The organism is Clostridium coskatii (assembly GCF_001675205.1).
Lineage (GTDB): Bacteria > Bacillota > Clostridia > Clostridiales > Clostridiaceae > Clostridium_B > Clostridium_B ljungdahlii.
In genome coordinates this window covers 258,142-280,444 of record NZ_LROR01000038.1, presented here as the reverse complement: position 1 = coordinate 280,444, position 22,303 = coordinate 258,142, and the positions used below count along the sequence as shown (strand labels likewise).

21 protein-coding genes are annotated in these 22,303 nt (G+C 30.0%); 13 read left to right on the top strand and 8 right to left on the bottom strand.

Annotation, left to right across the window (positions count from 1 at the left end; genetic code table 11):
• Nucleotides 1-11: 11 nt before the first annotated feature.
• Complete coding sequence (gene iadA, locus CLCOS_RS08650; RefSeq protein ID WP_063601006.1) at nt 12-1,178, bottom strand: beta-aspartyl-peptidase; 1,167 nt, start codon at nt 1,176-1,178, stop codon at nt 12-14.
• A gap of 71 nt (nt 1,179-1,249) precedes the next feature.
• Nucleotides 1,250-2,239, bottom strand: a complete 990-nt coding sequence (locus tag CLCOS_RS08645) for a biotin--[acetyl-CoA-carboxylase] ligase (RefSeq protein ID WP_013239314.1) — start codon at nt 2,237-2,239, stop codon at nt 1,250-1,252.
• 161 nt (nt 2,240-2,400) lie between these two features.
• Between CLCOS_RS08645 and CLCOS_RS08640 the strand changes: the two genes are divergently transcribed.
• The 9 genes from CLCOS_RS08640 to CLCOS_RS08600 all read left to right on the top strand — a co-directional run bounded on the left by CLCOS_RS08640 (nt 2,401) and on the right by CLCOS_RS08600 (nt 11,180).
• Entirely contained in the window at nt 2,401-2,622 is a 222-nt protein-coding gene (locus CLCOS_RS08640; protein WP_013239313.1) for a helix-turn-helix domain-containing protein, read from the top strand.
• Between the two features lie 261 nt (nt 2,623-2,883).
• Nucleotides 2,884-3,795 carry a ribonuclease Z gene (locus tag CLCOS_RS08635; RefSeq protein ID WP_063601007.1) on the top strand — a complete coding sequence of 304 codons (912 nt, stop codon included), beginning with the start codon at nt 2,884-2,886 and terminating at the stop codon, nt 3,793-3,795.
• 98 nt (nt 3,796-3,893) lie between these two features.
• Nucleotides 3,894-5,063 carry a PDDEXK nuclease domain-containing protein gene (locus CLCOS_RS08630; protein ID WP_013239311.1) on the top strand — a complete coding sequence of 390 codons (1,170 nt, stop codon included), beginning with the start codon at nt 3,894-3,896 and terminating at the stop codon, nt 5,061-5,063.
• Between the two features lie 150 nt (nt 5,064-5,213).
• Nucleotides 5,214-6,662: an MDR family MFS transporter gene (locus CLCOS_RS08625; protein ID WP_063601008.1), complete on the top strand. Its 1,449-nt coding sequence runs from the start codon at nt 5,214-5,216 to the stop codon at nt 6,660-6,662.
• A gap of 101 nt (nt 6,663-6,763) precedes the next feature.
• Nucleotides 6,764-7,354 (top strand): hypothetical protein, encoded by a 591-nt coding sequence (locus CLCOS_RS08620; RefSeq protein ID WP_063601009.1) that lies wholly within the window; start codon nt 6,764-6,766, stop codon nt 7,352-7,354.
• Nucleotides 7,355-7,428: 74 nt separating this feature from the next.
• Nucleotides 7,429-8,262, top strand: a complete 834-nt coding sequence (locus CLCOS_RS08615; protein ID WP_063601010.1) for a hypothetical protein — start codon at nt 7,429-7,431, stop codon at nt 8,260-8,262.
• The gene (locus CLCOS_RS08610) at nt 8,228-9,241 is read left to right on the top strand and encodes an SPL family radical SAM protein (protein ID WP_063601011.1); all 1,014 of its coding nucleotides are present in this window, start codon (nt 8,228-8,230) and stop codon (nt 9,239-9,241) included. Before CLCOS_RS08615 ends, CLCOS_RS08610 begins: the two co-directional genes overlap by 35 nt.
• 32 nt (nt 9,242-9,273) lie before the next feature.
• Nucleotides 9,274-9,969, top strand: a complete 696-nt coding sequence (locus CLCOS_RS08605) for an SDR family oxidoreductase (RefSeq protein WP_063601012.1) — start codon at nt 9,274-9,276, stop codon at nt 9,967-9,969.
• 119 nt (nt 9,970-10,088) lie between these two features.
• On the top strand, nt 10,089-11,180 hold the full coding sequence (locus CLCOS_RS08600; protein ID WP_063601013.1) for a glycerol dehydrogenase: 1,092 nt from the start codon (nt 10,089-10,091) through the stop codon (nt 11,178-11,180).
• A gap of 49 nt (nt 11,181-11,229) precedes the next feature.
• Here CLCOS_RS08600 and CLCOS_RS08595 read toward each other — a convergent pair whose 3' ends face one another.
• Genes CLCOS_RS08595 through CLCOS_RS08585 form a run of 3 tightly spaced genes read right to left on the bottom strand, consistent with a single transcriptional unit; the run spans nt 11,230 to nt 14,543 of the window.
• Entirely contained in the window at nt 11,230-12,297 is a 1,068-nt protein-coding gene (locus CLCOS_RS08595) for a hypothetical protein (protein WP_063601014.1), read from the bottom strand.
• Nucleotides 12,298-12,300: 3 nt separating this feature from the next.
• The gene (locus CLCOS_RS08590; protein WP_063601015.1) at nt 12,301-13,461 is read right to left on the bottom strand and encodes a glycosyltransferase family 4 protein; all 1,161 of its coding nucleotides are present in this window, start codon (nt 13,459-13,461) and stop codon (nt 12,301-12,303) included.
• A 20-nt stretch (nt 13,462-13,481) separates the two neighbouring features.
• Complete coding sequence (locus tag CLCOS_RS08585) at nt 13,482-14,543, bottom strand: sugar phosphate nucleotidyltransferase (RefSeq protein ID WP_063601016.1); 1,062 nt, start codon at nt 14,541-14,543, stop codon at nt 13,482-13,484.
• A gap of 561 nt (nt 14,544-15,104) precedes the next feature.
• Here CLCOS_RS08585 and CLCOS_RS08580 point away from each other — a divergent pair.
• The 3 genes from CLCOS_RS08580 (at nt 15,105) to CLCOS_RS08570 (ending at nt 17,488) form a co-directional block, all read left to right on the top strand.
• Nucleotides 15,105-16,097, top strand: coding sequence for an ABC transporter substrate-binding protein (locus CLCOS_RS08580; RefSeq protein ID WP_063601017.1), 993 nt, complete (start codon nt 15,105-15,107; stop codon nt 16,095-16,097).
• The gene (locus CLCOS_RS08575) at nt 16,060-16,812 is read left to right on the top strand and encodes an ABC transporter permease (protein WP_063601018.1); all 753 of its coding nucleotides are present in this window, start codon (nt 16,060-16,062) and stop codon (nt 16,810-16,812) included. Before CLCOS_RS08580 ends, CLCOS_RS08575 begins: the two co-directional genes overlap by 38 nt.
• Before the next feature lie 61 nt (nt 16,813-16,873).
• Nucleotides 16,874-17,488 carry an ABC transporter ATP-binding protein gene (locus CLCOS_RS08570; protein WP_063601019.1) on the top strand — a complete coding sequence of 205 codons (615 nt, stop codon included), beginning with the start codon at nt 16,874-16,876 and terminating at the stop codon, nt 17,486-17,488.
• Between the two features lie 65 nt (nt 17,489-17,553).
• On the opposite strand, the gene CLCOS_RS08565 is transcribed toward CLCOS_RS08570, so the two are convergent.
• From CLCOS_RS08565 to CLCOS_RS08555, 3 genes are all read right to left on the bottom strand, one after another.
• Nucleotides 17,554-18,411, bottom strand: coding sequence for a hypothetical protein (locus CLCOS_RS08565; protein WP_082853535.1), 858 nt, complete (start codon nt 18,409-18,411; stop codon nt 17,554-17,556).
• Nucleotides 18,398-18,985 (bottom strand): RNA polymerase sigma factor, encoded by a 588-nt coding sequence (locus tag CLCOS_RS08560; protein ID WP_063601020.1) that lies wholly within the window; start codon nt 18,983-18,985, stop codon nt 18,398-18,400. The genes CLCOS_RS08565 and CLCOS_RS08560 overlap by 14 nt, the downstream gene beginning before the upstream one ends.
• A gap of 758 nt (nt 18,986-19,743) precedes the next feature.
• On the bottom strand, nt 19,744-20,655 hold the full coding sequence (locus tag CLCOS_RS08555; protein ID WP_063601021.1) for an AEC family transporter: 912 nt from the start codon (nt 20,653-20,655) through the stop codon (nt 19,744-19,746).
• 528 nt (nt 20,656-21,183) lie between these two features.
• Between CLCOS_RS08555 and CLCOS_RS08550 the strand changes: the two genes are divergently transcribed.
• A complete protein-coding gene (locus CLCOS_RS08550) occupies nt 21,184-22,296 on the top strand; it encodes an SLC13 family permease (protein WP_242866914.1) in 1,113 nt (370 codons plus the stop codon).
• Nucleotides 22,297-22,303 lie beyond the last annotated feature (7 nt).

Here is a 22,303-nt window from a genome sequence, read left to right as displayed (position 1 = left end):
ATTGTTAACTGTCAACTGTTTTCAAAGGTTCCATATACTACTGGTTTGTAATTTTGAACCATAATTCTACCTTTACTTATGAGAGTATGTATGTTTAGTTTTTTATCCAATAAAATTAGATCAGCATCATAACCTTCAAGGAGAGAGCCCTTATGTTCAAATTTTAGAAATTTTGCAGGGGATGAAGTGAAAGGAATGATGGATTCTTCCATAGATAGCCCCATTTTTATACACTCTCTTATTGATTCCATATCTGTAGATGGAAGTCCTACAGTTAATTTTGTTAGATTGCCTTTATCATCAAATATAGGCATGCTTCCTCCTGCATCAGAGCTCATAGTTACGTGATAAGGAGATATATTTTCCTTTAGAATTTTACTGTAGAGTTCAGGGGCACTTTGAGCAGTATCCCCTTCATTTTTAATTCCAGTAGTTATATCTATAAATCCACCTATTTTTAAATATTCTAAGGCTTGCTTGGATACTAAACTGTTTCTATTTAAATGTGTAGGCAGCAAGTTTTCAAAAGGTATGTCTGATTTATCTATTAAATCAAATAGAGGAGTCATACCTTTTTTACCATCTCCTAGATGCATGTGAAGTACACCACATTTGCCTGAAATGATTCCACCTATTCTTGTTTCACAAGCTAAATGTATTAAATCTTCTTCAGAAGGATGACTGTCCCTGTGATCGGATACAGCTATTTCACCAGCCCCTATTATTTTATCTACAAGTACAATATCTCCTCTCACACTGTCTGTAAGAGTCCTCGTGGGAACGGAGTAACACCCTGTCCAGCAGTATGTTGTTATGCCTTCCTTTTCAAGAGCCCGGGCTTTAGCTATAAGTCCACCCATATTTCTTGTAATTCCATCTGTTCCCAAAAGCCCTACACAGGTAGTGATACCGTTCAAAGTAAGATTTGTAAGGTTTAGTTCAGGAGTTCTGTTATTAAAGCCTCCTTCACCTCCGGCTCCATTTATATGTATGTGGAGATCAATCAAACCGGGAATTGCAATTAAATCATCGCCATCTATTATTTCAACTGTAGGAAAATTATTAGATGGAAAGTCTATCTTTTTAGATATGTAAGATATTTTATCAAAACAGGTTAATATACTTTTTTTACCCATAGATTTAGGATTAAATAATTCTACATTTTTTATTAAAATCATTTTTTAGCACATCCTTAAATATATTTTGCCGATATTTTTATTATGATTTAAATATAAAAGTTTTAACCATTTTAAATATATTTATCTAAACCCCTTATAGAAATTTCCCCAGATATTAATTTTTCAAAAGAACCATTTTCATATTGTACGATTAATCTACCATCCTCAGCTAGATCTACTGCTTTTGCCTGTCTTTCACTTTTATTTTGAATTATACGTATATTTTTACCTATAGCAGCAGAATTATTTTTGCATACTTCTATAGAGGATTCAATAGTCCCTTTTTGAACGAATTCTTCATATAGAGGTTCAAATTTATTTAATATAGTACCTAAGATAACTTTTCTATCCATAGTTGATCCTGTTTCTATTTTAAGAGAAGTAGCTTTATTTAAAATATCTTCTTGGAAATCTTCTTTGTTTAAGTTTACATTTATGCCTATTCCAGGAATTACATAATTTACTTTATTTAACTCACCGCTCATTTCTGTCAAAATACCGCAAACCTTTTTACCATCTATTACTATATCATTTGGCCATTTTACTTTAGCCTCTATTTTTAATTCCTTTAATCCTTCTATTATGGCAGCAGCAATTATCTGTGTTATCTTTGGAACTTCCATAGGATTTACATTCGGCCTCAATATTATAGAAAAATATATACTTTTATATTTAGGAGATGACCATGTTCTGCCGATCCTGCCGCGTCCTGCAGTTTGTTCTTCGGCTATAATTATAGTTCCATTTTCTTCTTCCTGTTCAGCTAATTTTTTTGCTGTGGTATTTGTAGATCCTATGCTTTCATAATGAATAATTTTTTTGCCTATATATTTTGTATTCAAATAGCCTTTAATTTCTTCAGAAGTAAGTATATCAGGGGAACTTATAAGTTTATATCCTTTTTTAGAGGAAGAGTCTATAGTATAACCTTCTTCCTTTAATGCTTTTATATATTTCCATATAGCAGTACGACTTACACCTAATTTCTCACTTATAAGTTGACCGGAAACAAAGTCATTTCTATTTTCTTTTAGTAAGTAAAGAACTTCATAATGTTTCATGTAAAAACCACCTTATTATAATACTTAATGGTATTATAACACAGTTGTACTATTAAATATTTGTTAGGTTTATATTAAAAAAATAAAATTTATCTGTAAATTCCTGCTTAAAAGTAATATAATCAATTTAAAGAAGTTAATATTAAATAGGGGGTTTTCTTATGTTAAACGGAAAAAAAATTCGTGATATAAGAGTAAGTTTGGGATATACTACTTTGGATATTCAAAATCTTGCTAAAGATACCAGATTTCAAACTTCAATTTCAAAATCTTATTTGGAAGAATTGGAGAGAGGAGATAAGAAAAATCCAAGCCTTGAAAAAGTTGCAGTGATTGCAAAGATACTTGGCTGTAAAATTGATGATTTAATATTAAGTGCATGATTGCCGTAAAAACTTCTTAAATAAAAGTTATAATAGATGAATTATTTTAAAACACTTATATAATTAAGGATTTATCACTGAAGGTGAAGATGATCTCAGGATAAATCCTATTTTTTTATTTTAATCTCTCAAGTGATAAACAGAGTTCTTGGCATAAGATGAAGTATTAGAGTAGGTAGTCATCAGATAAAAAAATTAAATTAAGTTCTAGCTTAAAAATAGACATTAGGCGTATACTAATTAGAAGAGAAGGTGGAAATTATGTTGGATTTATGCTTATTAGGATGTGGGGGAAGTATGCCTGTGCCAGATAGGTACCTTACATCTATGATAGCATCTTATAATGGAAAAAAACTACTTATAGATTGTGGTGAGGGAACTCAAGTTAGCTTAAAAATACTTGGATGTAAGATAAAAAATATAGATGTAATTTTATTTACACACTTTCATGCAGACCACATAGCAGGTTTGCCAGGATTGCTTCTTACCATAGCTAATTCTGGCAGAAATATGCCTATCACGATAATTGGACCTATAGGATTAAGAAAAGTAATAGAGGGACTTATGGTAATAGCACCTGTGCTCCCCTATAGCATAAACTTACTTGAACTTTGTGGTAAAGAAAGTTACTTTGAAAAAATAGGAGATTTTAATATAGATGTATTACCTGTAGACCACGGAATGCCATGTTTTGCATATTCCATAGGTGTAGATAGAAATAGAAAATTTGATAGAGACAAAGCTTTAAAAAATCAAGTGCCGTTAATCCTCTGGAACAGACTTCAAAAGGGAGAAAAGATAGAATATGGAGAAAAAACATATACTCCTGAAATGGTACTTGGAGATAAAAGAAGTGGATTAAAAGTGTCTTATTGTACCGATTCAAGACCAACCCATGAATTAGCTCAATTTGTAGAAAAATCTGATGTATTTATATGTGAGGGAATGTATGGAGAAGATGAAAATATTTCAAAGGCCATTCAGTATAAACATATGTTATTTTCAGAAGCAGCTGCTCTTGCCAAAAGGGCGGAAGTGGGAGAATTGTGGCTTACTCATTTTAGTCCTTCTATGCCTAAACCAGAATTGTATCTGCAAAATGCCAAAAGTATATTTGAAAAAACAGTGCTTGGAAAAGATAGATATGTAAAAAGTATAAATTTTAAAGATTAGAAATTACAAATAAATGACTATAACCTGGGTAGTAATATTATATGTTTTACCCTATAATAAAATTATGGGAAAAATTTTATTGTGAGGTGATTTTTTAAATGATAGAACATCATAATGATATGGATACATTTTTTAAGAACTTAGAGGAAGATATAATTCTTTTTAAAAATAAAGCACTTGTAAATATAAATGAGTATATGTTTATGCTCTACTGGAAGATAGGAAATTTAATTTTAATGAGAGAAAAAGAAGGCTGCGAGTCGGAATTTATAAGTGAAACAGTAGAATATCTTAAAGGTAAGTTCCCAGGTAATCTATGCTTTACAGAAAAGAATTTAGAAAATATGGCTAGATTTGCTGAAGAATATAATTCTCAGGATTATGTAAGTCAATTGTCATCTAAAATAAGCTGGTCGTGTAACTTAATTCTCATGAATAAGATAAGAAATGTTGATAAAAGAAAAGAATACATAGATAAGATGTGGGAAAAAGATTGGTCCGTTGAAGATTTAATAGGGGAGATAGATAAAGAGTGTGGAATTGAGGAATTAGACTATGCAGAACTTTTTAATGCAGAATCCCCTGAAAAAGAAAATATTGAAAGTAAAAGCATTATTACTTCTGAGGAAAAAGACTCTGAAGAAGAAAAGAATGAAGAAAAAACAAAAACAAAATCTGAAGACAGTTTTTGTTTCATAAAGGATGCTATTTCAAAAGAACAGGGAGAAGATCTATCTGAAGGTGATATTAAAAAATTTTCTCCTATACTAAAAGATGAGTATCTCATGGATTTTATGGACATTTCAGATGAAATTAAAGAAAAGGCTTTTCAACAGCATTTTATAAAGAGTGTAGTAGAATTTTTCCTGGAATTGAATTCTGGATTTGCCTTAGTAGGAAAAAAACATCATATGGAACTTTCAGGTGGAGATTATTATGAGGATTTACTTTTTTACAATTTGAAATTAAAATGTTATATAGCTGTTGAACTAAAAATAGGGAAATTTAAACCAGAATATCTTGGAATTTTAACTTTCCATCTTTCTGCCATGGATGACTCAGTAAGAGATGAAGGGGACAACTCATCTATAGGTATAGTTTTATGTAAGGATGGAGAAAAGCTAATTGTACAGTATGCCTTTAAGGATGTAGATGATCCTAAAAATGCAGAATATATGTTAAGTGAAAATATACCAGAGCAATTTGAAGGAATATTACCTACTATAAAGGAAATAGGACGTGGAATTAAGATAAAATTAAAAGATTGAAAAAAGGATATTGAATGAAACTTCAGGACTATAAAGCATTTGAAAGAAAATAGGATAGCATACTGACAAGTTATTCCTTTGAAAATGCCATATAAACCTGAGGTTTTTTTAAGGACAAATTTCGGTACTTACTAAAGGATGTGATTTAATATGGAGTCAAAAAACAGAAATATAATAATTGCAATAATGCTAGCTACATTTCTTGGTGCTGTAGAAGGAACTGTTGTAACTACGGCTATTCCAACTATTGTGAAAAGCTTAAATGGGTTTGAATTAATGAGCTGGATATTTTCTATGTACTTACTTACTTCTACTATAACTACGCCTATATATGGTAAATTATCAGATTTATATGGAAGAAAAAATACCTTAATTGTAGGAATATCAATATTTTTATTAGGAAGCTTTTTATGTGGAATATCTATGAATATGTATTCACTTATAGCTTTTCGTGCTCTTCAAGGAATAGGTGCAGGCTCAATATTTACAGTAACATATACTATAGTTGGAGATTTATTTGCTGCTTCTGAGAGGGCAAAGATTCAAGGATGGGTAGGTACAGTGTGGGGAGTTGCTAGTCTACTTGGCCCTTTCTTAGGAGGATTTCTAATAGATACACTCTCCTGGCACTGGATATTTTTTATAAATATACCTTTTGGAATAATTTCTATAGTGCTTCTTAAAAATAATTTAAATGAGAATTTTAAGAAGAGGAAAGTAAGAATAGATTATATGGGAACGCTGGTTTTAACTACTTCCATAGTACTTATTTTGTATGGATTTTTAAGTGTCGGGAAAAAAAGTTCGCCTGACATGGTTCTTCCAGTTATATGCATAGGTGCAGCTTTAGCACTTATGTTTGTATTTTATTTTGTGGAAAAAAAGTCAGAGGAGCCTATTATGCCTTTTGAAATATTTACAAGAGTCAACATAGTTGTCAGTATAATAGGCTTTTTAGTATCAGCTTCACTAATTGCAATTGATGTATATATGCCAATTTATATTCAAAATGTGCTTGGATTTGGAGCAACTATTTCAGGCATTTGTATTGCCCCTATGTCATTTACCTGGCTTATATCTTCTATAGTTCTTTCAAAATGGCTGACTATATACAAGGAAAAAAGTATAATTTTAATATGTTCCATTATATTGTTGCTTTCTAGTTTCATTTTATTGACTTTTAGTGTAAGTTCAGCATTACCTTGGATTATATTGTGTGTCTCTATAATGGGTTTTGGTTTTGGAGGTACTTTTACAATTGTCACTATAGTGGTGCAGGATTCTGTAAACTATGATATGAGAGGAGCAGCTACGGCATCAAATATTCTTCTTCGAAATTTAGGACAAACCATAGGTGTGAGCATATTCGGTACTATATTTAATTTAAGTATAATAAAGTATTTCCAGAACATAGGAATAAAAGACATAAATCCAAGTAATCTTTATTCTTCATCTATTTTAAATAGTGGTGTTTCACTTCAATTGATAAAGGAATCTTTGATTTCAGGTTTACATCTTTTATTTATATGCGTTATTGGAATAAATTTAATTTCTTTCTTCTTTGGGATGCTTTTCCCAAAGAAATTCAAAATAAAGTAAAAAAATTTTCTATATTACCATGAGATACTTGATTTTAAGTACTCATGTTACAAAATATAATTTCATACAATATACTAAGAATAATATAGAAAGGTATATTTATGAAGAAAAGGGATGGATATTATATTCAATTAGATAGCGCAGCTGAAAACATGCTTAGGAGGGCAAATTTTTTAGGATGTGGGCATAATGGAATTGTTTATTTATTAGAAGATAATAATAAAGTGATTAAAATATTTAAAAGCAAATATGTTTGCAGAAGTGAATATAACATATTACAAAAAACTAGTAAGAGCAAGTATTTTCCTAAAATATATTCTCATGGGCTTTATTATATTGTGAGAAGTTATGCAAAAGGGGAGAGACTTGATTACTACATTAAACAAAATGGGTTAAATGAAAAAGTTGCAAAGAACATTATTAATCTTATTAAAGAGTTTCAGAAACTCAAGTTTACTAAACTGGATATAAGGTGTAAGGACTTATATTTATGTAAAGATTCTTCCATAAAAGTAATAGATCCTAAAAATAATTATTCCAAATGCTGCGATTATCCAAGACATTTAATGAAAGGATTAGATAAATTGGGAGTATTAGATGAATTTTTAGAATTTGTAAAAGAAGACTATGGTGAAGTTTATGAAGATTGGAACTATAAAATAAAAAGGTATTTATGCAGGGGGATAAAGTAATAGATATTTAATACACTTCAGTGTATATTTAAAGTATAATTATTTATAAATACAGTGGCAACAGGGAGGCAAATATGGTTTTTATAGTAACAGCATTACATTGTGAGGCAAAGCCATTTATAGAAAGGTTTGATTTAAAAAGGGATAATTCCGTAAATAAATTTCAAGTTTTTAAAAATGAAGAAATTGTACTTATAGTAAGTAAAACTGGAGCAATAAATATGGCTTCTGCTTGTGCATATATTATAGCTAAATTTGAAGCTGACCAATACGATACCTTTATAAATATAGGCGTTTGTGGAAGTAAAGATAGAACTTTTCAAATTGGAACGTCAGTACTTTGTAATAAAATAATTGATAACATTACGGATAAGGATTTTTATCCTGACATGATATTTAAACATCCTTTTAAAGAAGCATGTTTGGAGAGTTTTGCAAAAATAGTGGATGAAAATGATCTAGAAAAAATAAGAGGAGACATTGTAGACATGGAAGGAGCTGCTTTTTTTCAAGCGGTATCTATATTTATGCCGCCCCATAGAATTTATTCTTTGAAGATAGTATCTGACTATTTGGATGGAACAAATGTAACTGGGGAAAAAGTTACTGAATTAATTTGTGAACAGTTAGATGAAATATGTAGTTGGATACAGGATATCGAACACGAATGTGCAAAACCTAAGGATATATTGGATGAAAAGGACATGAACTATATAAATGAAATAGTATGCAATTTTAATTTATCTGTTTCCATGCAGCACCAGTTAAAGAAGTTAGCTAAAGGATATAAGGTTAGAAATGATAACTTAATCCTAGCTCTTGAGCCCTTTACCCAGATTTACTGTAAGACTAAATATGAGAGGAAGATGTATTTTGAAAAACTTGTACAACAGCTTGAACTTATGTAGTTTTTCTCATATTTATGTGGAAAAAGGGGTTATTGAAAATGAAAATACAAAGAGGATACTGCTTAAGTTTAAAAAATCCAATGTTATAAAAATAAATCATTATAAAGATGTATTTTGCAGACACAATCAAGATTTTCTGGTGCAAAAAAAGTCTCATAAACTAATACTTGCACGTAATGATGGAAACTTAATTTATGAAGGTGCAAGGGTATGTGATGATTTTGGAAATGAACATTTTTATTATACTTCATCTATTATGAATTGCTTGTATAATTGCGAGTATTGTTATCTGCAGGGAGTTTATTCTTCGGCAAATATAGTTCTATTTGTGAATTTGGAAGATGTTTTCAAACAGGTGGAGTGTATTCTAAAAAAGCACTCCGTTTATTTATGTATATCTTATGATACGGATCTTATGGCCTTTGAAAATATAACAGGTTTTATTAGAAAATGGATACAGTTTGCAGAAAAACATAATAATTTAAAAATAGAGGTAAGAACTAAAAGTTCCAATTTTAAAAGTATAGAAGATGTGGTGCCGCAGGATAATGTAATACTTGCATGGACTCTTTCACCAGAAGAAATTTGCAGGAAATATGAAATCAATGCTCCAAGTTTTAGGCCCAGGTTGAATAGTATTAAAAGTGCTGTAGATAGGGGCTGGAAGGTGAGAGTTTGTTTTGATCCGCTGTTATATGTACATAATTGGGAAAAATATTATAAAAATTGTGTAGAAGATACATTCAGGGTTATTCCGGAAGAAAATATACAGGATGTGAGTATTGGTGTATTTAGAATTGGTAAGGATTATTTAAAAAACATGGAGAAAATGAATCCACAATCGCTATTATTGGCTTATCCATTTAAAACTGAAGATGGAACCTGCAGTTATTCAGAAGAGCACCATAAGCTTTTGGTGAATTTTGTATATGATCTGGTTTGCAAATATGTTAAAAAATCTAAAGTGTTTGTACAATAAAAATAATACAAAATTATAGAGAAGGTGTAAGGGTGAAAACTGCAATTGTAACGGGAGCTTCTTCAGGTATAGGATTTGAAATAGCTCAGAAACTATTGAATATGGGTTACAAGGTTTACGGATTTGGCAGAGATTTTTCCAGGGTAGAATTTGATAATCCCAATTTTATAAGAGAAATTTGTGATATAACAAATACAAATAAATTCTTCCAGAGAATAGATGAAATAAAGGCCAAAGATGAAATATTTTTACTTGTGAATAATGGTGGAGTTGGATACTTTGGCCCCCATGAAGAATTAAATCCTAGAAAAATACACGAAATGATAACAGTGAATTTGGAAGTACCTATGGTGCTCAGTAGTATACTGATGAGGCAGCTTAAGAAAAATAAGGGAATTATAATAAATATATCATCAGTTACAGCAAAGGAAATAAGTACTTATGGCTGTGCTTATTCTGCTACAAAAGCAGGGTTAACTCATTTTTCTGAAAGCCTTTTTAGTGAAGTGAGAAAAACAGGTGTAAAAATAATAACAATACATCCAGATATGACGAAATCAAATTTCTATAGAAATGCAAATTTCAGTGAAGATGATAGCAGTGAAGACTTTTATATAAATTGTAAAGACGTAGCAGATGTGGTGGAATGGGTACTTAGGGAACCTTCTAACTTGGTAGTAACAGAACTTACTTTAAAACCTCAAAAGCATAGAATAAAGAGAAAATAGTAAAATATCCACAAATATATTATATTTGTGGATATTTTTAACTTTTATAACAGAAGGTTTAATGTTATAATACAGATATATTTTGTTAAAAAAATAACTAAGATTAGGAGTGGTTAAAGATGTCAAGAATTATTATTTCTACGGGAAAATATGTACAGGGAAACGGTGAGCTTAAAAATATATCTAACTACGTTGAAAATCTTGGAGATAGTTTTTTTATCATAGCTAGTGAAAATGGAATTAAGAGAACAAGGGGTACAATAGAAGAAAGTTTTAAAGGAAAGGATTCTTCGTTAGCATTTGAAGCCTTTAATGGAGAATGTTCCAAAAATGAAATAGATAGATTGTGTAAAAAATTAAAAGAAAATAAAAATAATGTTGTAATTGGTATAGGAGGAGGAAAGATATTTGATACAGCAAAAGCTGTAGCATATTATGCCAAAGTCCCAGTTGTAATAGTTCCAACTATAGCAGCAACAGATGCTCCATGTAGTGCACTTTCTGTAATATATACAGATGAAGGTGTATTTAGTGAATATCTGGCACTTCCTAAAAATCCAGATCTTGTACTTGTAGATTCATCTATAGTTGCAAAAGCACCTGTAAGGCTTTTAGTTTCAGGTATGGGAGATGCATTAGCTACTTATTTTGAGGCAAGAGCTTGTGTCAGATCAGGGGCTGTTACTATGTCAGGCGGAAAGGCTACAAAAGCTGCTTTTGCACTTTCAAAGTTATGCTATGATACGCTTTTAGAAGATGGTCTCAAAGCTAAAATGGCGGTTATAAATAAAGTCCCAACTAAAGCTGTAGAAAATATAATTGAGGCAAATACTTATTTAAGTGGAGTTGGATTTGAAAGCAGTGGACTTGCAGCTGCCCATGCTATTCATAATGGATTTACAGCACTTGAGGAATGTCATGGATTATATCATGGAGAAAAAGTTGCTTTTGGAGCTTTAGTTCAATTGGTTCTTGAAAACAGCCCTATGGAAGAAATAGAAGAGGTCATAGACTTTTGTTTGCAAGTTGGTCTTCCAATTACATTAAATGATTTGGGTATTAAGAAGGTAAATAATGAAGATATAATGAAAGTAGCTGAAATTTCCTGTGCTGAAAATGACACTATGCATAATATGCCATTTGAAGTTACAAAGGAGGACGTATATTCTGCTATACTTGCTGCAGATGAATTAGGAAAGCAATATAAATAGGCTTCTAAGTGAAAAATCAACTTATACGCAGTATAAGTTGATTTTTTACTTAGAAGTCTATATATTTCGAGAGAAGGAGCTCTGTTAGTATTTTTGCTATGATACTTTCAGCTCCTTGATTTAAATTCATTTTATTTTCCATTATTCCATCCATGCCTCCCCTTGTAAAGTTATCTACAAGTGATTTTTTTGCGGAATTTTTACCTAAAAACCATTCATAACATAATTTTGCTTTATCCAAGTATTTTGTGTCTTTTAGTAATTTGTAAGCTTCCATATACATAAGAGCTGTTCCGCAGGCCTCTAAAGGCTGTTCATCAAATTCGCATGGATGAGAATCATTTCTTTTAAACCAACCATTATTTCCTATAGGTTTAAAATAATCCTGTTTAAAACACTGCTGCTCCAAAAAATTTAAAGCTTCTAGGGCAATATCTAGATACTCCCTATTGTTTAATGCATTGCTACTTTTTAAAAGGCACCAGGGAAATATGCCATTACCATAAGTGAGACTATTTTCAAACCACTTCCAGGAATCACTGCTGTAACATTTAAAATTCTCTACAAGAGAATCTGAGAGCGTAGTTATATCTTCTTTTACAGTATACTTTGAAATTTTAAATGTAGAACTGGTTTCTAAAAGTTCATCGTAAATCAAATTTAGTCCCAAAAGGCAGTAAGCTTTACTGTGAGTGTAAGACAGTGACTTTACATTGGGTAAGGCTTTTAATATCATATTTTCAACTGCATGTTTTATAGAGGATGGAATAATTTTTGATTGGAGCGTATACCCTAGTGACCACAGGCATCTTCCAAAACAATCTTCAGAGCCTTCCTCTTCAATGAAATTTCTATTGTAGGCCATAAAATTTTTAAAAGTTCCTCTTTTATTTTGAGCATAGAGCAAAAATGAAGTGTATGTAAAAATTAATTTTATATACTTTTCACTTTTGAATTTTTCATACAGCATTACAGCTACAATGAGAGCCCTTGCATTGTCATCTGTAGTGTATCCTGAATTTGGATCCGGAACTGAAAATACACTGTGCTGTATCATTCCAGTATCGTCAGTCATGATAAAAAGGGGTACAGAATCTTTTTCTTCAAAGGTAAGCATATATTACACCACCTGAGTTGCAATTTCACTGCTTTTTATAACAGAAGCAAATAGATTTTCATATTGTGCTGCAACAGAAGGCCATCTCATTTTCATGCCTAACTTCATGGTAGCCTTTTCCATGTTACGCCGCTTAAGTGGGTTATCCAATAAGAAATTCACAGCCTCTGCCAGGGAATCTGCATCTTTAAACTTTGCAAGAAGTCCTCTATTTTTGCTTAACATTTCTTGCGCATACCTATAAGGAGTGGAAACAATAACTCTACCATAGCCTGCTGCATAGGCTAAAGTACCACTTACAGCCTGTTCTTTACCTAAATAAGGAGTCATGTATATATCAGATAAAGTTAGGTATTGCACTATTTCTTTTTTTGTAAGATATTTGTTTATAAACTTTACATTGTTTTGAATATCAAATTGTGATACTAAATTCTTAAGTTTATTTCTATAACTTTCACCTTGTTCCTTTTTTACACAAGGATGAGTTTGCCCTAGCACCAGATAAAGAACTTCAGGATGCTTTTTGGCTACTTTAGAGATAGATTCTATAGCATATTCAATACCTTTTCCAGGACTTAGAAGTCCAAAAGTACTTACTATGCTTCTATCTTTATATCCTAGTTTTTCTTTTAAACAATTTCTATCTTCTACAACAATATCCGGAACTCCATGAGGAATAAGTATGATTTTGTTTTCAGGAATATTATATGTGTTCATCAAAATTTTTATAGAACTTTTTCCCATAGTAATTACTTTCTGGCTCTTATTACCTAAAGTTTTAAGTATAAGTTTTTGTTTCTCAGAAGGTATTGAAAGTATGGTATGAAACGTAGTTATAAATGGAATATTTAAATTATTTACAAAATTTAATATATATTCTCCGCAGTCTCCACCATATATTCCATATTCATGTTCTAATATAACTAAATTAGTATCTGAATTATTTAGCATATTGGCAAGATGAATATAGGATTTTTTGTCAAATTGATTTAAGGTGAAGGATACTTCCTTTGGATATTTATAATTTTCATCATTGACAGCAGCTATTTTATAGGAATTGGAAGAAAACTTATTTTTCAAATTTTTTACAAGATCGGCAGTAAAAGTAGCTATCCCACAGGCACGTGGCGGATAGGTACTCAAAAATACTATATTTTTTTTCAACGATATCACCTCTTAAGTTTTTATATTGCAAGTAAATTATTATTATAATTGTTTGAAACATAAGCTGAATTAGTTATATTGCAATATTTTTCTATAGTGCAATCTGAAGCTACTACAGAATTTGTCAGATTAACATTTTCATGTACATTTATTCTATCCCACAGTACACTCTTGCTTACATTGCAGGAACCACCAATATGGCAGTTGTTACCTAAAACTACATAAGGACCTATCTGAGAGTTTGCTTCAATGATACAGTCCTGACCTATAAATACAGGTCCTATTATTTTAACACTGGGATGAATTTTAACACTTTTATTTTTAAAAATTATATTGCTCTTATTTGTAAGATTTTTTGTTTTCATAAGTTTATTGCAGTTGCTGTACAATATATCTACATGTGCTTTTATATATTTTTTTATTGTGCCTATATCTATCCAGTAGTCGGTGTATTTGTAAGCAGCCATTTTATAGCTTTTATTTAAAAGCAGGGGATAAGTGTCTTTTTCTATAGATACAATTTCCTTTTCAGGTATTTCTTTTAGTACTTCTGGCTCAAATATATACACTCCTGCATTTATCCATTTTGAAGTAGTTTCTCCTTCTTTAGGTTTTTCTTTAAAAGCTTTTATATAGTTGTCTTCATCAAATTCTATAACCCCATACTGAGATGGATCTTTTACTTCAGTCATAGCTATGGAAACATAAGCTTTCTTTTCTCTATGAAATTTTATGAAATCAGAGTAATATAGATTATGTACTATATCTGAATTCATGATTATAAAAGTGTCATCAAAGAAACTTTCAGCATTTTTTATGGCGCCTCCTGTACCTAAAGGCAAGTCTTCGGAGATATAATGTATTTTTAATCCATATTTTTTACCATCACCTAAATAATTTTCAATATAATCAGATTTATAACAGGTGCTTATGACAATTTCACTAACACCAGATTCTTTTAACTTTAGTATAGTTCTTTCTATAAGCGGTTTACCCATAATTGGGACCATTGGTTTTGGAAGTTTGTCTGTCAAAGGCCTTAGTCTAGTGCCTTTGCCTCCAGCTAAAAGTAATGCTTTCATATTGATTCCTCCTTATGCTGAACAAATTTTTCAAATTTAATAAACATCTTAATATATAGCTACAAAGATGCTTAGGCATTTTCAAAGAAATAACCAGTCAGTATGCTAGCCTATTTTTTACCATACTTCGTCGCCAGAACCCTTAGATAGGATTCACTATCTGCGGAACCTGCCTCCTAGTCTGATAAAAAATATTCGTCGCATCTTTGACTCGTTATTTTCTTTCAAATGCCTTTATTAATAAATATTTTTCAGTTATTAACAATTATCTTTTTAAAGGTAATGCTTTTAGATAACTATTACTGATCTTAAACTTAAAGTAAGAGATCAGGTTAAGATATGGATTGATAACTGTGAAATTTAAGATATTTTTAATATACTAAATTGATAGCAATTTATGGGATATATTGTTAATACTTTTATTTTAATCCAAAAGATTTATTATGTCAACCTATATTTTTAAAAATTCTAAATATAAAATTAATTAAAGCCTGAGGATAATGTTATAATAAAATAGAATTGTGTCTATGTTTTAAGTTAATTAGCTATAGGAGGAATTTTATGAAAAAAAAGATAGGTATATTTATAATGTCATTTATAATTATAATTTCAACTCTGTTTGCAGCAGGTTGTTCTAATGATTCAACTGCAACTTCAGCTAAAAAAGATAAAATTAAAATAGCTGCTTTAAAGGGACCTACTGGAATGGGCATGGCAAAACTTATGGAAAATAAGAATGATTATGATATTACTGTGTATAATTCTGCAGATCAAATAGTGTCTAAAATTGTAAACGGAGAATTGGATGGTGCAGCAGTTCCATCTAACCTTGCACCAATTTTATATAATAAAACCAAAGGTCAAGTTGAGTTAGTTGGAATAAATACATTAGGTGTTTTATACATTGTGGAAAATGGAAATACAGTAAACAGTATAGCTGACCTAAAGGGAAAGACTATTTATTCAAGTGGTAAGGGATCTACTCCTGAGTATGTACTAAATTACATATTGAAGAAAAATGGATTGGAGCCAGGGAAAGATGTGACTATTGATTATAAAATGGATCATGGTGATCTAGCTGAAGCAATAGCATCTAAAAAAGTGAATCTGGCTGTTTTACCAGAACCTTTTGTAACTACAACTAAAATGAAGGACAGTAGTTTGAGAATACCTATAGATTTGACAAAGGAATGGGACAAGGCTTCTCAAGGACAGAGCAAGCTTGTAATGGGAACTTTAGTTTTTAGAAAATCATTTATAGATAAGAGAGGAAAAGATTTAGATACTTTCTTGATCAAATATAAAGAATCAGTAGATTTTGTAAATAAAAATAAACAAGAATCAGGAAAACTTATAGCAAAGGAAGGTATAATTCCAAAGGCTAAAGTAGCAGAAATGGCTATTCCAAAGAGTAATATAGTATTTATAAGTGCTAAAGATGGAAAGCAGGCCTTGGAGAAATTTTATGAAGTTTTAAATGATAATAACCCAAAATCCATTGGAGGAAAAGTGCCGGATGAAAATTTCTATTACAGTGGAAACAAAAATAATTAAAAAACTGTCTATACTGATATTTTGGATGCTGATTTGGGAGCTTTGCTCCCTTTTTATGAATAATTCTCTTCTTTTACCTTCACCATTTGAAGTACTAAAAACCCTAATAATTTTAATGGGGAAAAATTATTTTTGGAAAAGTGTTTTTAATAGTATATTGAGAGTGATTATTGGAATTTTATTATCCATAGCTATTGGAATTATAACTGGTGTAATTGCAGGAATGAATAGATCTATAGAAGAATTATTAGAACCCCTTGTAGTTACTGTAAAATCTACTCCCGTTATATCTATAATTATCATAGCTTTAGTGTGGTTTAATTCATCTAATGTGGTGATTTTTACAGCTATACTTATATGCTTTCCAATAATATATACAAATGTAATTGAAGGTATAAAGTCTGTAGATAAATATTTAATACAGATGGCGAGTGTATATAATGTAAAGCAAAAGTATGTGATAAAAGATATATATCTACCGAGTATAAAAAATTATATTATATCAGGAATATTTATGTGTCTTGGAATCGGATGGAAAGTTTCAGTGGCATCTGAAGTATTAAGTACTCCTAATTATTCTATAGGACTAAATCTTTTAAATGCTAAAACAACTCTGGAAACATCAGAACTTTTTGCGTGGACTATTGTAATCGTAATTTTAAGTTTTATTTTCGAAAAAATATTTAAGTATTATTTGAGTAGAGCAAAAAAGTAGTTGTTTACTAAAATTGTAAATTGTGAGCTGCAAATTGTGCATTGATAAAGAGGGTGATTTTATGGAAGAACAAAATGAAGATCAATATGAAGTTACAATAAATAGATTGAGTAAATACTATGAGGGAGTACCTGTTTTTTATAATTTAAATATGAAATTTTTGAAAAATAGGATTACAGCTATTCTTGGACCTTCAGGATGCGGTAAGACTACTTTGTTAAATATCATAAGTGGAATTGAAAAAGATTATGATGGAAAAGTTGATTTAAAGAGTGGCACTATATCCTATGTGTTTCAAGAGGATAGATTGATTCCATATCTTAGTGTATATGATAATGTGGCTTTTGTATTAAAATCTACTATGGACAAAGGTAGAGTAGATTTAGCTGTAAGAAAATTTTTAAATATGGTAGAATTGTGGGATTATAAAGACAAGCTTCCTTATAAATTAAGTGGAGGAATGAAAAGAAGAGTTGCACTTGCTAGAGCATTTGCCTATAAAAGTGATCTGCTTTTGATGGATGAGCCCTTTAAGGGACTGGATGATAGATTAAAAAGTGATATAATAGAGAAATTTTTAATGATTTACAGCGAAAATAGAAGGACCATTATACTGGTTACTCATGATAAAGCAGAAGCTGAACAATTAGGTGATGTTATATACTCACTGGATTAAAAATTAAGAATTTACTAATATATGGCTGGTATAAGTGAATTTTATACTTATACCAGCCATAACAACTATTTAGAGCTTATTACATATTGAGCCAATTCAGACATTTGACTTTCACTTAAATTGCCCATAGAAGTAAGTTGATAGTTTATACCGTTATCTTTCCACTTTAATGAACTTTCTTGGCTAAACTTTTCTTTGAGCTTAACATTTTTATTTTTGCTTCCAATACCAATTAGAACTTCCTTGCCATCTTTGATATCCTGCTTTTCTTTAGCTGAAAATTTAGTGCCTTCAGGTGCATCATGTACTTTATATTGTGTAAAATATCCTGTAATGCTGCCCATTTTTACAGGTACGGCATTTTTAAATATTGGGGCATCTGCTTCTACAGATCTTTTTGTAGCTCCAAGAGTTAAGGTTGTTTTTCTATCATTATTTATGGAATAGGTTGCATTTGCTCCTCTATTGTCATATTGTTTGTCCGGGGTTGCACCGTCTATATGTCCATCTATACTAGCATCAACCAGTTTATATCCTCCAGAAAGAGAGTCAGGTATTTTTACAATATAACCTAAATCCTTTTGTAAATCTGCTTTAGATGGAGCTTTATTGTAATCCTTCATATCTGTATAACCATCAACATATTTACCTATACTCTGAAGAGCTGAAGCCCTTAAATTCGGTGATGCAACAACTGAACCTGCTAGTATAAGAAATCCGCAGGAAGCAGCAATGACAGTTTTTTTAATATTTAAACTAAAAGGTAAGAATTTTTCTTTAGACATATATTTATCACTCCTATTTGATGTAATTTCAGATTTTATATTTTCAAACATGTTATCAGATGGTACTATATCCTGAGATTTGTTTAATAAAGCTTTTTTTATATTTTTATCAAATTGTTCTTGATTAAGCATTTTCATTACACCTCACATCCTTATTATCATTGAAATAGTAACCTTCAAAATTTTCAGTTAAAAATTCTTTCTTAAGTAATTTTCTAGCGTTATGCAGTCGAGATTTTATCGTACCTTCAAAACATCCTAATACATGTGATATTTCTTTTATGGACAACTCATTATAATAGTATAAGATAACGGTTGTTTTTAAAGGCATACTCAATTTATCAAGGGCCTTATCCACAAGATGTTTTATTTCATTTTTTTCTGTTATGTCAGATAGTGAGTTGTTTGAAACTGTATTTTTATCATTGATATCATCAATACACAGGTTGTTTTTTTGTTTTGAACAGTACCTCCAGCATATTCTTGTAAGAAGGCGATAGAACCATGATTCAAATGCCTCTGCTTTTTTTAATTTTTTTATTTGATTGAAACATTTTATAAATGCTTCTTGAGCTATATCTTCTGCAATATCTTTTTGACCGGTTATAAGATATACAGTACGTACAGCTTTTACACTGTATTCTTTAAATAATATATTAAAGGCATCTAGATCACCTTCTTTACAGCACTGTATTATGTCGATGTTATTCACTTAATTACCTCCTTTTTTAGGTGCACCTATTATATAAGAGACACCTTAGCTCAAAAAGGTTCAAAAATTTATTATAATTTAATTATAATTGCTTATAGAGTTTCTAAATAGAAAGTTTACTTATACCAGCCATATACTAACAAATTTCATAACACTAAAAACTTTTTATAAGTCTAAAGCTCGGTATTTTGAAAACCTAAAGAAGCTTATATAAACTCGTACCTCAGACATATATAAGCTTCTAAGATTTTCTAAAATACCTCACTAAGACTTATAAAAAAAGTTTTTAAGTGTAATTTCAATTTTGTTAGTATATTTTATGTATAAGTTAAAATTTCAATTAGAATCACTCATATATAGATAATTAACGCTGTCGTTAAACTTATCTAAATTACCAGTTTGATTTAAATAGTAAAGTTATAAATTTAACCTGATGCCAAGAACTCTGTTTATAATTAGCAATTTCGGGTACTTATAGATTTAGTTTTAAACTTTACAATCTACATAGGTATTCTAACTTAAAAATCAACTTATACATAGGCATATTTTTACAATAATGAAGCTCTTTTAAATATTTTGCATATAAGGCTTAGAAAAAAATTTTTGAAAAATCTAGAACTTTTGAATTGTTTGAGGTACGAGTTTTCAAAAGTTCTCAGTATTTTTCAAAATTTTTTACTTAGCCTTATCAAAATATTTAACGAGCTGAAGTTTGTAAAAAATATCCGGAGTATAAGTTGATTTTCTGGTTAGAAACTCTATATAAAAAGTTTAATTACAATTGGTATAGTAACTATTGAAAGCAGTGATGAAAAGGATACTATAAAAGCAGAATACTCTTTATTCTTGTTAAAGTTTTCTGCAAAAATTGTTGTGAATGCGCCGGCAGGCATAGCTTGCATTAAGATTAATGTCTTTAATACCATAGAATGTTCTTTAAATAAAAGTGAAACCACGTATAATGCTGCTGGTATAAGTATAAGTTTTATGAGTGAACCATAGTACATACTCTTGTCTTTAATGATTTTACTAAGCTCACTTCTTGACAATAAACTTCCTATTATAAGCATAGATATAGGAGTTGTGAGGCCTCCCACCATCTTCATTGTGCTCATAAAAATAGGGGGAATTTTTATTGAAAATATCATAATTAAAAGTCCAATTACTGCAGAAACTATTCCTGGATTTTTAAGAGATTTTATTACTTCTTTAAAGCTGCTTGTATTATTAAATAACATTACTCCATAAGTCCATACAAAAATATTGAAAACCATGTTAAATATAGCAGCATAAACGACTCCTTCGTTTCCAAAAATACTTTGAGCTACAGGAAATCCCATAAAGCCGCAGTTTGAAAACACCATTGCAAATTCAAGAACGTTCTTCTTGTTTTTATCAACGCCTATAAGTAAAGGCTTTACGAATAATGGAGTTAATATAAATATTATGAAGCTGTAGATAAAAGTCCTTATAATATTATTTGCAACATTTGAACCATAAGAAATACTAAATGAAGAAATAACTAAAAAAGGAGTGGTTATTTCTACTAATAGCTTGGACAATCCATTTGATAAATTTTCATCTATAATATTTTTCTTTCCACCATAAAAACCTACTAATGCAACTAAAAACAACGATATTATTTGAGTTATTACTGTATTTGTTCCCATATATTAACCTTCCTATTATTTATTATTCTTATCTGATGGCTACTTACTGTAACACTCCCACGCACACAGCGAAAGCGACTATACCAAATCAAAGATTTGGAATATCTGCTTTTCTATCAAAGCGGGAGATAACAGTAGCTACGCCCCTAGATAATTCATCTAAACTTAGTGGGACAAACAAAATCCCACTAAGTAAGATTCATTGATAAAAAATTATATAAACAAATTTATCATATACAGATATGATGTAAGTTGTCAAACATTAAGTTAACAATTGAAAAGCTTTTATATCTGACTCAAATAGCGTATAAAAGGGGATAAATAAGAAATTAAAATAAATATTGACTTATTAGTAAATAAGATTTACACTAATGTTTGATAAACTGGTTCTTTCTATACAATTCGTTAGAATTATGGATTGGATAGAAAAGTTTAGCGGCAATAAGTTTTACATTGCGGGAACGTAGACAAGCCTTGTGCTGATTTTGAAGTACGGGTAATTTTTTGATGTTTTCTCTAGGGGGAAATATGGCTATAAATGTGTTAAATAAAATAAAATTAAAATTGTGTGAAGATATTTTTTTCTCGGCTTCTTTATTAGCAGTAATAATTACTTCTTTTTTTAATATTCCTCGTATAGATTACATAGATTTCAAAGTGATAGCTTGCTTATTTGAATTAATGATTATAATAAAGGTTTTTGAAGAATACTCTTTACTTAGTTATATTTCGGTAGCTATTTTAAATAGTTGTAAAAATCAAAGAATATTAACTCAAGTATTGTGTTTAATTTCATTTGTATTTTCAATGCTTTTAACAAATGATGTGTCATTATTGACGGTGCTGCCCATTATGGTGTTAATCTCACAGAAAAGTGATTTTAATATTATTATACCTTCAGTTATGGTAACAATTTCTGCAAATTTGGGAAGCAGTGCAACACCCATGGGGAATCCACAAAATCTTTATATTTTTTCATTTTTTAAACTAAATGCAAAAAGTTTTTTTAATTTTTCATTACCTATTTGTATCATTAGTTTAATTTTAATTATATTAATAAGCTTTATTATTAAGCCAAGGCAAATTAATTGTGATATGGGTTGCATTAAAGTAGTTGAAAAAAAGAAAATTGGTATATTTTCAATATTATTTGTTCTTATAATTCTAAGTGTTTTTGGTATGGTGCATTATTTAGCTTCATTATTTGTAGTAGTACTAATTACTTCCGTTTTTAACAAAAGTACCTTTAAAAAGGTTGATTATAAATTGCTAATTACTTTTATATGCTTTTTTATTGCAGTTGGCAATATATCAAATATATCTATTTTGAAAAGTAATTTATCAAATATTACTCAAACTATGGGAGCAAGTTATATTGTCTCGATTATTTTAAGTCAAGTAATCAGCAATGTACCGAGCACAATTTTGTTGGCTCCTTTTACCAAGTATAGCTATGCTTTATTTTGCGGTGCAAATATTGGGGGACTTGGAACTCCAATTGCCTCTTTAGCTAGCCTTATTTCATATAAGATATTTGTCAATGAATATCCACAGGAGAAGAAGGAATATTTAATTAAATTTACTATTTTAAACTTTTTTTTCTTAGTTGTTTTAGGAACTTTTTTTTATAGTAGAATGTGAAAAATGG

What these genes read in the sequence shown, in the direction of transcription:
- iadA (WP_063601006.1), bottom strand. Translation starts at nt 1,178, where the DNA reads ATGATTTTAATAAAAAATGTAGAATTATTTAATCCTAAATCTATGGGT.
- CLCOS_RS08645 (WP_013239314.1), bottom strand. Translation starts at nt 2,239, where the DNA reads ATGAAACATTATGAAGTTCTTTACTTACTAAAAGAAAATAGAAATGAC.
- CLCOS_RS08640 (WP_013239313.1), top strand. Translation starts at nt 2,401, where the DNA reads ATGTTAAACGGAAAAAAAATTCGTGATATAAGAGTAAGTTTGGGATAT.
- CLCOS_RS08635 (WP_063601007.1), top strand. Translation starts at nt 2,884, where the DNA reads ATGTTGGATTTATGCTTATTAGGATGTGGGGGAAGTATGCCTGTGCCA.
- CLCOS_RS08630 (WP_013239311.1), top strand. Translation starts at nt 3,894, where the DNA reads ATGATAGAACATCATAATGATATGGATACATTTTTTAAGAACTTAGAG.
- CLCOS_RS08625 (WP_063601008.1), top strand. Translation starts at nt 5,214, where the DNA reads ATGGAGTCAAAAAACAGAAATATAATAATTGCAATAATGCTAGCTACA.
- CLCOS_RS08620 (WP_063601009.1), top strand. Translation starts at nt 6,764, where the DNA reads ATGAAGAAAAGGGATGGATATTATATTCAATTAGATAGCGCAGCTGAA.
- CLCOS_RS08615 (WP_063601010.1), top strand. Translation starts at nt 7,429, where the DNA reads ATGGTTTTTATAGTAACAGCATTACATTGTGAGGCAAAGCCATTTATA.
- CLCOS_RS08600 (WP_063601013.1), top strand. Translation starts at nt 10,089, where the DNA reads ATGTCAAGAATTATTATTTCTACGGGAAAATATGTACAGGGAAACGGT.
- CLCOS_RS08595 (WP_063601014.1), bottom strand. Translation starts at nt 12,297, where the DNA reads ATGCTTACCTTTGAAGAAAAAGATTCTGTACCCCTTTTTATCATGACT.
- CLCOS_RS08585 (WP_063601016.1), bottom strand. Translation starts at nt 14,543, where the DNA reads ATGAAAGCATTACTTTTAGCTGGAGGCAAAGGCACTAGACTAAGGCCT.
- CLCOS_RS08580 (WP_063601017.1), top strand. Translation starts at nt 15,105, where the DNA reads ATGAAAAAAAAGATAGGTATATTTATAATGTCATTTATAATTATAATT.
- CLCOS_RS08575 (WP_063601018.1), top strand. Translation starts at nt 16,060, where the DNA reads ATGAAAATTTCTATTACAGTGGAAACAAAAATAATTAAAAAACTGTCT.
- CLCOS_RS08570 (WP_063601019.1), top strand. Translation starts at nt 16,874, where the DNA reads ATGGAAGAACAAAATGAAGATCAATATGAAGTTACAATAAATAGATTG.
- CLCOS_RS08565 (WP_082853535.1), bottom strand. Translation starts at nt 18,411, where the DNA reads ATGAAAATGCTTAATCAAGAACAATTTGATAAAAATATAAAAAAAGCT.
- CLCOS_RS08555 (WP_063601021.1), bottom strand. Translation starts at nt 20,655, where the DNA reads ATGGGAACAAATACAGTAATAACTCAAATAATATCGTTGTTTTTAGTT.
- CLCOS_RS08550 (WP_242866914.1), top strand. Translation starts at nt 21,184, where the DNA reads ATGGCTATAAATGTGTTAAATAAAATAAAATTAAAATTGTGTGAAGAT.